Raw genomic sequence first — 12,638 nt, 5'->3', positions numbered from 1 at the left:
AAATCATAAAGAATGTCGTATTTCATTCGATTTTCACGAGGCCTACAATTAAACAGAGAAAGACAATCCAAATTATTTAGACGGGGATAAGGTTGATGAGTGAGATGATTAAACAACAACGTGCCGAGTCTTTTGTATTTGTGGGCGAAGAAGCATTAAATCTGCGATATATGCCTTTGCGTCAAGGAGTTGTGGTCAGAAGCCATGCTGTAAAGGAGAATACGAATGATGAACATGTGATGTTCAAGGAGCATGTGGATTATGTAGTCGATTACGAACGCGGGGTCATAAGTCGTACGCCAAACAGTCGTATTCCGGATTGGTCCTTGCACCCCATGTATGGTATCAAACGTTTTGACCATACCTTGTACACTGATTATAGTAATCAAGCTTACACGGTGTATGCGCAATATGACTACATCGCAGAACATTATGAGGGTGAAATAGACCCTGCAATAGCCTCCTCTATTCTGCCCCAGACGTTGGCCAAGCTTCAGGCAGGCGAGCAAGCGACCTACACGGTATTGGGTGATAGCATCAGTACAGGGGGGGAAGCAAGCGCTGAGCAATGGACATTTTTCAGCAGGTTGTCGCGTTATTTATGTGAGCAATATGGTTCTGCATTGGGAGCAGACGTCGCCTTGGTTAATAGAGCAATCGGCGGTGAGACAAGCAGGGGTGGTTTGGCCAGGATAGAGCGCGACGTCATTCCAACACGACCTGATTTAGTAACGATAGGGTACGGTATGAATGATCAGAATGTATCTGCTAGAGGGCAAGATAGTGCTATACCATTATCTCAATTTGTAGAAAATATTGAAACGATGATCAAATGGCTGCGTGATCAAACTTCCTGTGACATTATTTTGGTTACTCCCTGCTCCCCAAATCCAGACTGGAAACGTACGAGCGGGAGAACCGTTGATTACGCTGCCGCACTATGCGAGTTGGGGGTAAGGTACAACGTGGGCGTAGCCGATACCTATGCTGTGTGGGAAGCAGAACTTGCTGCCGGCAAAACTCCGGAAAGCTTACTGCTTAACAATATTAATCATCCAAATGACTATGGGCATGAGCTTTATTTGCGGGCATTTTTGAAACTGTTGCATGGCAGATAGAAGTGTCGCGAAGCACATACTAACATTTGTAATGCCAAACACTAACGAATGACTCATTTCTACGAGACGTTTTAGCGTGCAACATCAAGGCACAAATATATAAAAGTATGACTAAAGAAGTATGTTTAAATTATGACATGAAATCGATTGATTTTGGCTGTATTAGCTAATAGTTGTCTTACCAAACGATAAAGATTGTCGTATTTCTATTGCGAACGTCAGAAGCTACAATTGAAATCAATCAATTAATTGTGTTCACCGTTGAGAAGTCTGAGTTGGAAATGAGTGAGATATGATGCAAATGGCAAACAGATTGCACGAAACTAAGAAAGCGATTTCAAATGAAAGGATAAAGAAAAGAGGGGGCGCGAGAAATATTCGAAAATATTGGCCACTTTATGTGATGGTTCTGCCGGGCGTCGTGTTCTTAATTATGTTTCGGTACATTCCGCTCGCCGGTATTGTCATCGCCTTCCAGGATTATATGATTTTTAAAGGAATTATGGATAGTCCGTTTGTCGGATTTAAGCATTTCCAGGCTCTCTTTGATTACCCTCAGTTCTGGAGAGTGTTAAAGAACACAGCCATTATAGGCTTATATAACATCGTGTTCGTCTTTCCCGTTCCGGTCGTTCTGGCGCTGATGTTTAATGAGATTCGAAATATCGTATTCAAAAGATCGCTGCAAACGATTTATTATATCCCTCATTTTTTCTCTTGGGTCATTATTGCAGGGCTCACGTTTGATTTTCTGTCTTCATCGGGAGTTGTCAATTCCGTTCGTGGGTGGTTCGGCCTGGATACAATCCTGTTCATGCAAGATGAATCATACTTTCGGATAATAACGGTGTTAACCAGTATATGGAGAGACGCTGGCTGGGGAACCATAGTATTGCTTGCCGCCATAAGCAGCATCAACCCCGAAATGTATGAAGCCGCCATGGTGGACGGAGCGAATCGAATCAGACAAGTGTTAAATATTACATTACCGTTAATTATGCCAACCGTAGTCATTCTTTTTCTATTAAATATTGGGAATTTCCTGGATTTGAGTTTTGAGCAAATTTATAACTTGCTGACACCAATGACCTATCCGGTCGGAGATGTGATTGATACTTATGTGTATCGGGTTGGAATTGTTCAGGGACAATACAGCTCTACGACTGCCATTGGCGTCTTCCAATCGGTAATCGGACTCGTACTGGTTGTCGTATTCAATCGATTGGCCAAAAGATATCAAGAGGATGGAGGGCTGTGGTAATGATCTCGTCGCGAGAATCCAGAGGTGATTTGATATTTCGATATACGAACGCTACCATTCTGGGATTGATATCTATCGTCATGCTTATACCTTTTGTTAAAGTTTTGGCCACGAGCTTCAGCGGACCTCATGCAGTGGGGGCAGGCCAAGTCTACCTTTGGCCGGTGCAATTTACATGGGCTTCCTGGAAGTACATTCTCGGTCTGGAGCCGCTATGGAGTTCTTTTTTCATTACCTTATTCGCAACGGTTGCAGGAACGTTCCTTAGTCTGCTGATTACAGCATTATTCGCCTATCCGCTCTCTAAGAATGAGTTCAAATTAGCGAAAATCTTAATGTTTATGATCGTGATTACGATGATCTTCCGCTATCCGATCATTCCGTACTTCCTTTCGCTGCGTTCGTATGGCTTGTACAACTCGATATGGGTATTAATTATTCCCTATACGGTTACTGCTTTTAATTTGATTATTATGCGGACCTTCTTCAAAGGGCTCCCGAAAGAGCTGGAAGAAGCTGCGCAGATGGAAGGCTGCGGATATTTCCAGCTGCTGTTTCGAATCGTCCTGCCATCCTCGCAAGCTGTAATTGCTACATTAGGGATTTTCTATGCGGTTGGGATATGGAATCAATTTATGATTCCGTTATTGTTTATCGAGGACCAATCCTTGTATCCGCTGCAGTTGAAACTAAGAGAATACATCGTGAATGTCGATATGGAGGCAGGCGGATTTGGAGAGATTCTGCCATACAGCAATGAGACGCTGCGATCTGCAACGATTATTTTTGCAACCATTCCTATTTTGCTCGTGTACCCGTTCCTACAGAAGTATTTCGTGAAAGGCGCCATGTTAGGTTCTGTCAAGTAATTCGAACCGGGTTGTTCAGTTGATTATTAACTGTTTACCATAATCGAGATTTAGGGGAGGAGTTTACGTTTTATGCAAAATGAAAAGAGAAACAAAATCAACCGTATGGCGATGTTCATGATGGTACTGGTTCTATTTATTGCAGGGTGCTCTAACGGGCCGAATGGCAATGAAACAAACAACACGGCCACACCGGCAGGCACGGCAAACTCTTCGCAAGGGGAGACGCAGAAAGAAACCCCGTACATCGAAGTATGGGGGAACCATGGGAATTTCAAAAATGCGATCGAAAAGGATTCTCCTTATTCGAAGTGGATGGTGGAGAAGACTGGAGTAGGCTATACTTCGCCTTTGGTTCCTTGGGAAGGTGGCGCTTCATACATTCAACGTTTGAATACGCGGATTGCAAGCAATGATCTTCCTGATGTGTTCCTGCCTTGGGGCGGAATTGAAGGTACGTTGATTAATCAAGGCGCTTTGGCGGATCTGACTGAATACTTGCCTGAGTACGCACCTAACATCTGGAGTCAAATTCCAGAGGATATCTGGAACGTTGTGCGCACCTCAGATCCGACGGGTGAAGGGAAAATCTATTATATCCCAAGAGTAGAGCTTTATGAGGGATACGGAGCCTTCATTCGCCAGGACTGGCTGGATCGCGTTGACATGAAAGTGCCTCAAACCAAGGAAGAACTTGAGACTGTATTCCAGGCGTTCCTTGACCAGGATGCCAATGGCAACGGAGATCCCAACGATGAAATTCCAATCTCGGGGAGAGAGTTCGGACGGTGGATGGACGTTCTGTTCGGCATGTACGGAGTAGCCATGTGGGAAGGGTTTCCAATGTGGGACCTTTATGAAGGAGAAATTACTTATTCAGGAGTCAGTTCGAATATGAGGGCGGCCATTGTCAATTTGAGAGAGATGTACGAGAAGGGTTTCCTGGACAATGAAACCTTCTTGAACAAGGCAGCGGACTGGACGGGCAAGATTAATGCCGACCGGGTAGGTTCCTGGTTCCATATTAATAAGAACACCCACGCGAATATAGAAAGTATTTACCAGGTTAATCCGGACGTTCAGTTAACGGCGTTGCCGGTTCCGAAAGTGGAGGGCTACGAAGGCTTTACGACACAAACGCGTATTAACCGCCCGGAATTTGTTATTGCGAATAAAGGGGAAGAAACCATTATTAATGCATTGAAAATATTGGATTGGTTCCACGATCCTGCGAATAGGGAAGATGTCATATTCGGGATTGAAGGAATTGATCATAAGGTGGAAAACGGGCAAAAAATCATTCTTCCACAAGACTTCGAGAAAAATTCGGCAAAGGTTATAAATAATTTCATCTTTCGTCTGGAAGACCTGCTCTATCAGCTTGAGCTTGAGCGGGGGGCTGTCGATGAACAGCGCGCGAGCCTGTTCCAGCAGAGAGAGCAAATTCTGATCGACAACCAGCCATATGCCAAGATAATAGCGGGTGAAGGCGTGCCGTCCAGTGTATACGAAGGATACGCCGATATTCAGAACCATACGTTATATCAGGAAGTCATGACCAAAATTATTATTGGCGATGAACCTATCGAAAGATTCGACAAGTTTGTGGAAGAATGGCATCAAAGCGGCGGACAAGTCGTGACAGATCGTGTACGTCAATGGTACGCAAAAGTTAAATAAGGTTGGAAAAGGGGAACTCCGCAACAATGGAACCTTTCAAACACGCGGTATGGATCTGGAATGAAGGCGGCCCGGATGAGGTCAATCAGTATGTTGAATTTCGTCATGAGTTTGTGCTTGACCAAGCAATGACAGATGCCGGATTCTACATTTCCGTCGATTCAGATTACGTCCTTTGGATCAATGGGACGTTCGCAGATGCCGGGCAATACGACGATTATCCGGACCATAAGGCCTATGATTGTTTGGCGATCGGCCATTTGCTGCGGCGTGGGAATAACGTCATCTCGATACTCGCCCACTATCAGGGAGAAGACAGCTTTCAATATATAAAGGGAAATCCAGGGTTAATCTACGCGCTGGAAACAGAGGGTGCGACGGTTGTCAGCGGGAAGGACACGTATTATCGAGTGTCTCCGACGTATGTGAGCGGGCCGGTTCCCAAGATTACGAATCAGTTGGGATTTACGTTTGAATATGATGCGGCCAATCACTCCTTATGGCGGGACGTTGAATATGAGCGGGAAGCGGATTGGAAGCGATATGATCCAGAGCATCGGACGACCGAGATGAGTCCCGCGTTATACCCCAGACCCATCCGCAAGCTTGAGCTGAACAATCGATGCACCGCGCATATCGTGTCCCAAGGCTTGTATGTGCGTCAAGAGGTTCAAGGCGCAACGGTTGCTGAGCTGATGCAGCAAGATTATTTGTCCTATCGATTGCCGGAGGTCATTGTTGGACAGAAGGAGCCGTCTCCGCTGCCGCGGCCCGAAGGTTGCGCCATAAGCCCTGAATTATTCCGTGCGGATGGCGGACTGTACCTGCTGCTGGATCTGGGGAGGGAAGAGTGCGGTTATCTGGAGCTGGAGTTGGAGGCGGAGGTTGGGACAACGATTGATATCGCATATGGCGAACATCTGGACGATCTTCGGGTCCGATCCCATGCGCGCGGCAAAAACTTTGCTGTCCGATATCGGTGTGGGGATGGCCGGCAAATGTTCACCTACTATTTTAAGAGAATGGCTGGCCGGTATTTGCAGCTTCATATCAGCGGCGTGAAGGAGAAGTTGGTGCTCTATTACGCCGGATTGAGGCCGGCTGAATATCCGGTTGAAGCGAAAGGGAAATTCGATTGTCCGGACAGCCTGCACCGGCAGATCGAGAAGATTGCCGTCCGGACTCTCCATCTATGCATGCACGAGCATTACGAGGATACGCCTTGGCGCGAGCAAGCGTTGTATGCGATGGACTCCCGGAATCAAGCTTTATGCGGGTATTACAGCTTCGGCGAATACGAGTTCCCGGCTGCTTCCTTCCGGCTATTGGCAGAAGGGTTGAAGGAGGATGGTTTCCTGACGTTAACGGCCCCCTCGGTCGTGCCGATTGCCATTCCGTCGTTCAGCTTTCTCTGGGTCGTTGCATTGGAGGAGCATCTGTTATACAGCGGAAATACGGATCAGGCAAAGCAAATGCTGGGCTATGTTCATCAAATGCTGAAGCTGCATATCTATCGCATGCGGGAGCAATTGCTTGTTACGCCGGAGGATCCTGCGTACTGGAACTTCTATGATTGGGCCCCGGGCATGCACAATTGGAAGCAGTCCGCTGTCGACAGCAAAGGGAATATTCGGTGCGACGCACCTCTTAATTTATTTTTTGCAATGGCGTTGGATGCGGCAGGGATCATGGAGAGGCACTGTGGAAGCGCAGAGCGGTCGCAGTATTATCTGCATATCGCCAAGCAGGTGAAGAAAGCGTTCCACGAACGGTTCTGGGATGCCGAGAGGCTTGCATATCGTACCTATCTGGGCGGAGACAGCGAGGATCATTATGCGGAATTGACGCAAGCCTTGGCATTATGCGCCGGGGCTTGCCCCGAAGGGACGGCAGAGCGGTTGAGGGCAAAGCTGGCGGCTCCCGACAACGGGTTCATACCGGTTACGCTCAGCTATTCTTACTTTAAGTACAAGGCTTTGCTGGATGAGCCGGACCAATACGGGACTGTTGTGTTTGGCAGCATTGCCGAGGATTGGGGCGGCATGCTGTATCGAGGCGCAACTAGTTTCTGGGAAACGAAAGGCGGCGCAGCCGATTTCGGATTGGCGGGCAGCTTGTGTCATGGTTGGTCGGCCATCCCGATTTACTTCTATTATGCGTATATACTGGGGATTCGACCGTTGGAACCGGGTTTTAAGCGGTTTAGAGTAGAGCCAATTCAGGGGATATTCCATCAAGCCTCCGGCACCATACCAACACCCTATGGGGACATCCATGTGAAGTGGTCGCAGTCATCCGAAGGTTTAATGTGCAATGTGATTCACCCGCAAGAAACATACTATTCTTAAGTGGGAGTGATTCATTGTGACTGGCACTACGGTGAAGAGAAAAACGATTGCCGGCAGCTTCCGGGATATCGCGATCCTTACGGGATTGTTGGTAGTGCTCGTTATAGGGAATCTGATCGGAGCATCTCGCGCACAGGCGCAAAATATCGGAGACAATGTAATGAGCAATGGGGGGTTCGAGCAGCTTGGCTTGGGTAATCCCCTTAATTGGGATGCGATGGCCGGCTGGGGAAATCCGGAGATTGCATTGTCCACCAGCGAGGTCTATGCCGGATTGAACAGCGTGGCCATTCAAACACAGCAGAATACGAAACCTTGGATTGTTCAAACGATCCCCTACGAAGCCGGTGCGACGTATGAAATTTCGGCTTGGCTGAAAGGGGTCTCGGTGCAAGGGGCAGGGGTAGGCTTCAAGCTGGAATATTACAAGGGTAATGAGATTATTAGCGAAAATCATCTGCTCGAATACGATACGATCCACTCGATACTGAGCGATTCCGTTACCGGCGATTGGCAGCGGATCAGCATTCAGGACGTGGCGCCGCTGGAAGCGGGGCTCGTCAAAGTCTATTTGCGGCTATACGGCACCGGCACCGTCTACTTTGACAACGCGGCCTTCGAACTGCTGAAGCACAGACCGATGATCGAGCTGACGACCGATCAATATTTCTACTATTCCCAAGTGACAGAAGGTCAGGTCAGGGCATCGTTCTTCTCGGCAGAAGAGCCTTTGGAGGACCTGCATGCGGAAGCCCGCATCTATCGGCAATCGACTGGCGTCACTATCGCTACGTATTCCCAGGCGAGCGCCGGGCAGCCGTTGAATTTCGGCTTCAATCCTTCGCAGATGGCCAAGGACGAGCCCTACCGGGTAGAAGTCAAGCTGCTGGACAGCTTGAATACGGTGCTTGAAACGGTTGAATCGACCATCTACCGTCATGATCCGCCAGAGATGCTGCGCGAGGATGGAACGCTTCTCGTGGATGAAGAGCCGTTCTTTCCGATTGCCGCCTATCATGTGTTTCAGACGGATTATCCCTATGTGGCCGAGGTAGGGGTAAACACCGTTCAGGGCAGAGTGACGAATAATGCCGATGTGCTGGAAGATGTGCTCGATGACGCCGATCTTAACGGCTTGAAGGTCATGGTCCCGTTATATTACAACATGCAGGTCGGTGAAAACGAGGCCATGACCACCGAGTTTGTAACGAGATTCAAAGACCATCCGGCCGTTCTGGCATGGATGATTATGGATGAGCCCATTTATAATGGAAAAACCTCGGAAGAGCTTATTAATGCCTATCTAATGATAAGATCGATTGACAAAAAACATCCCGTATATATGGTCGAGGCCCCTTATGCGACCTATGATATTACTGCGAAATCAACGGATATATTCGCAACGGATTACTATCCGCTTCCGGATCAACCTATCTCGCTGGTAGGAGAGCATACCGCGTTAGCCAAGCAGATGGCCGGGGAGAATAAACCGGTGTGGACGGTACTGCAAGCGATGTATAATCCGCCGACACGGCCTTATTTACCAACCATTGAGGAAGTTAGAAACATGGCCTATCAGTCCTTTATCAACGGGTCGCAAGGAATCGCTTATTATTCCATTAATGAGGCAGGATGGCAGTTGCGATACTCGCCATTGTGGCTTGGCCTAATGGATTTCAAGGAAGAGCTGGATGTCATAGGCCGTCTTGTCGTCGATGCGGACTGGATTAGTGAGGGGCAGAGCGGGGAAGTTCAGTGGTCGATGTGGGAAGATGGCGACGAACGATATGTGATGGCTGTCAATGTCAGCGATGAAACGCAGCAAGCAACCGTTCCGCTTGGCGTGACCGGCTATCATGCGGAGCTGTTGTTCGGAGATTCCCGCCCGTCGATCGATGAATTTGACGACGAATTAATCTTGACGATGGAGCCGGAGCAGGCACTTCTCTATCGGATCGTTCCTTTCCAGACATCCGTCGATCAAGCGATCGTTGCGGGGAATGCAGCATCCGCGTTATCTTCGCATTCCCATTGGATTGCCAAGATGAGTGCATTGGATTCCCGATTGACCTCGATTGAACATGAACTGGAAGAAGTGAGTCCAAGCTTGACGGATGCAGCGAAGGACACGCTCAAGGCTTTGCGAATTCTGGGTGATCTGAATGATTGGGTTCATGCATCTGCAGTGAATCCGGAGAAACAGGAAATGCTGGATGCGCTTGACCAAATGAAGAAGCTGCTGGGACCTATAGCCGGCACTTATGCACTCGCCGATCTTGAACTGGGCGAGAATCATATATTCGGTCAAGGTGAGTTGAATGAACTGCAGGTAAGCTTGACGAATCAAGCACCAAGCTCCGCGGAAAATATAAATGTCAACTTGCTGCTGCCGGAAGCTTTTAATGTGGCTCCGATAAGCCAGTCGCTGCAGCAGATCGGCAGCGGATTGTCCGATTCTATGGCATTCAGCTTTCAGATCGCCTCATCGATCGAACGCGGCCGTTACCCGATTCGGTTGGAGATCGAGTTTGAATATAAGGGAGCCCCAGTCACTATAATGAAGTCGATTGCCTATTCGTATACGGACTTGCTGCGAGCAGCGGCGGAACCGGCGGTCATATCCACCAATAAGGGCGGCGCTTATTCGTTTGCATTGGATATGACGAGCAACGCTTCAAGGAATTTACCAATCACGTTGAATAACGGTCCACTACCTTCGGGAATAACGATGCAACTGCCGCAACCTTTTACCTTGCCTGCACAAGAGCAAGCGACAGTCACCGGTTCGGTGTACTTGCCAATGGAGATAACCGAAGGGGTATACGAAACATCCATAGGGATCCAGACAGGTGGGTATACCGTTCAAGCGGTGCCGCTTACGATCGTTGTCGATTACAATTTGCTGCATAATCCGGGCTTTGAGCAAGCGACTGAAGTAGGCTCGTCGCCGGAAGGGTGGATTATGCGTCAGGGAAGCTGGGTCCAGGATGCGGTACACAGCGGACAGTATGCCGTTGCTTTGAATCCCGACCCTAACAGTAATTACAATGTCATTAATTCTTCGGGGTTGATGCCTGTAACGCCGGGAGCCCGGTATAAGCTGAGCGGCTGGGTGAAGAACGATTCTACAACTGGAGAGGTCAGAATCGGCCTCAGGCAGATTAGAGAAAACCAAACGTCTACAATCGGCTATACGTGGAAAACTGTCGATGACGATTCCGACTGGACGTACTATGAGCTGGAGCTTAGAGCTGCTTCCCAGGCAAGTTATGTGCAGGTTTACCTGGAATCGGGCAACGCTGCGAACGGGACCGCATGGTTTGATGATTTCTATGTAGAGGAATTTATAGACCGGGTTCAAGTGGAAGCTGTTCCCGCGTCGATTACAACAAACAAGGGCGGCAACTATTCGTTTGCAATCAGCGTGACGAATACCGATTCGGAGGATAAGCAGATTGCGTTAAGTCCGGGGCTGCTGCCTGCGGGGATGACGCTGCAGTTGCCTGGCGTATTCACTTTGGCCGGCAATGGACAGATGACCGTTACCGGGTCAGTATACCTGCCGGCCGAAGTGCCGGAGGGCCAATACTTGGCGACGATCCTTGTATCGGATGGAAACACCGTACAGACTGTGCCGCTGCAGATTAATGTTAATTATAATATGCTGTACAACCCGGGTTTTGAACAAGGCACAGGTGCAGGCACGACTCCTGATGGCTGGCTTATGCGTCAGGGAAGCTGGGTCCAGAATACCGTGCATAGTGGACAATATGCGATTGCATTGCTGCCGGACAGTCAAAACGTGTATAACGTCGTTAATTCATTAGGTTTTATTCCCGTTCAGGCAGGAGCGAAATACGTACTTAGCGGCTGGGTGAAAAACGATTCCACAACGGGGGAGGTCAAGTTTGGGTTCAGACAGATCAGGGAGAACCAGACATCCACTCTGACCTACAACTGGCAAGAGGTAAGCTCCGATACCGATTGGACGTACTATGAGCTGGAGATCACGCCTGGAGCGAACGCTCATTATTTGCAGGTGTATTTCCAAGCGAATCAGCTCACGGACGGTACGGCATGGTTTGACGACTGGTATGTGGAAGAAATCATACTTCCTTGAGAGGAGGAGCCGTCATAAGCGGCAAGGATCATGAAACCAAACAAAATTGGAATAGGCATATTAGGCACGGGAAAGCGCGGCGTGTACTTCGGAGGTAAATATTTCGGCAATCATCCCGATTGCGAGCTGGTGGGACTTTGCGATATAAGAATGGAAAATCTGCTGGAGGCGAGGGAACTGCTAGGGGACATACCGATGACGACCTCGCTTGAGGAATTCCTGCAATTTCCCGGGCTGGACGCTGTCATTATTTGCAGTAACGATCATGCGCACACCGAGCATACCCTTGCTTCCATTGCGGCGGGCAAGCATGTTTACTTGGAGAAGCCAATGGCGCAAACGATTGAAGACTGTGATCGGATGATCGAAGCGGCTGCGGGGCTGGGGCGCGTATTCATGATTGGCCTTGAACTGCGCTACTGTTCGTTGATGGAGGACATGAAGCGCATCATCTCTTCCGGTGAGATTGGAGAGATCAAGATCGGCACCGTCACGGACAATGTATCGGTTGGCGGCGATTATTATTACCATGGTCCGCGGAGACGCAAGGAATATGTGAAAAGCCTGATTTTGGAGAAAGGGACGCACTCGCTGGACTTGGCCAATTGGCTGATCAATGCCTCGCCGGTAAGAGTGTATGGCTCCGGGGGGCTCGATGTGTTCGGGGGAACGGCGCCAAAGGAGAAACGCTGCCGGAACTGCGGGGAGGCGGCTGACTGCAATTACTATGTCGACAACCAGCTGGGACTGGAAATGGACTACGGGAATGTTCGAATGAAGGATGATTTATGCGTTTATTCGGAAGAATGCGATACGCATGATAATTCTCTTGTTCTGATCGACTATGATAATGGCGCGCGAATTTCCTATCTGGAATGTCATTTCACCCCCGAGTATACGCGTGAATTTATGTTTATCGGAACCAAAGGGAAGATCACGGGCTTCTATAATAATGAGCAGGATTTCAAAATTACGGTTACGAAGCGGCATAATGGCGGCGAACACATTTATTATCCGGAGCGCAGGGCCGGATCGCATGGCGGGGGAGATACGAAAATCGTCAACTCCTTCGTAGAATTGATCCATCAAGGGTTGCCAGCTATGCCGGGCATTCAAGGAGCGCGGGACAGCGCCGCCATTGCGATTGCAGCTGCGGAATCGGAAGAGACGGGGCTTCCCGTCTTGATCCCCTCCAATAAATGGCTAAGCGAACAAACAGTCAGGTAGAAGGAACGCATATCG

The 12,638-nt window shown here is 48.7% G+C and carries 7 protein-coding genes; all 7 read left to right on the top strand.

Features of this window, described 5'->3' with window-relative positions; translation table 11 throughout:
* Nucleotides 1-95 precede the first annotated feature (95 nt).
* A complete protein-coding gene (locus tag H7F31_RS33705; protein WP_087567485.1) occupies nt 96-1,118 on the top strand; it encodes an SGNH/GDSL hydrolase family protein in 1,023 nt (340 codons plus the stop codon).
* 433 nt (nt 1,119-1,551) lie between these two features.
* Nucleotides 1,552-2,379, top strand: coding sequence for an ABC transporter permease (locus H7F31_RS33700; RefSeq protein WP_315970544.1), 828 nt, complete (start codon nt 1,552-1,554; stop codon nt 2,377-2,379).
* A complete protein-coding gene (locus tag H7F31_RS33695) occupies nt 2,379-3,248 on the top strand; it encodes a carbohydrate ABC transporter permease (RefSeq protein ID WP_087567483.1) in 870 nt (289 codons plus the stop codon). The genes H7F31_RS33700 and H7F31_RS33695 overlap by 1 nt, the downstream gene beginning before the upstream one ends.
* 72 nt (nt 3,249-3,320) lie before the next feature.
* Nucleotides 3,321-4,928, top strand: a complete 1,608-nt coding sequence (locus H7F31_RS33690; protein WP_087567482.1) for an extracellular solute-binding protein — start codon at nt 3,321-3,323, stop codon at nt 4,926-4,928.
* Between the two features lie 26 nt (nt 4,929-4,954).
* Nucleotides 4,955-7,276, top strand: coding sequence for a family 78 glycoside hydrolase catalytic domain (locus H7F31_RS33685; RefSeq protein WP_087567481.1), 2,322 nt, complete (start codon nt 4,955-4,957; stop codon nt 7,274-7,276).
* 16 nt (nt 7,277-7,292) lie between these two features.
* Nucleotides 7,293-11,396, top strand: a complete 4,104-nt coding sequence (locus H7F31_RS33680) for a carbohydrate binding domain-containing protein (RefSeq protein WP_187102425.1) — start codon at nt 7,293-7,295, stop codon at nt 11,394-11,396.
* Nucleotides 11,397-11,426: 30 nt separating this feature from the next.
* Nucleotides 11,427-12,623, top strand: a complete 1,197-nt coding sequence (locus tag H7F31_RS33675) for a Gfo/Idh/MocA family protein (protein WP_087567479.1) — start codon at nt 11,427-11,429, stop codon at nt 12,621-12,623.
* Nucleotides 12,624-12,638 lie beyond the last annotated feature (15 nt).

Source organism: Paenibacillus sp. PAMC21692 (assembly GCF_014303795.1).
Taxonomy (GTDB): Bacteria; Bacillota; Bacilli; order Paenibacillales; family Paenibacillaceae; genus Pristimantibacillus; species Pristimantibacillus agaridevorans.
Note: the sequence above shows the minus strand (reverse complement) of the source record. Positions and strands in the feature narration are given on the sequence as shown.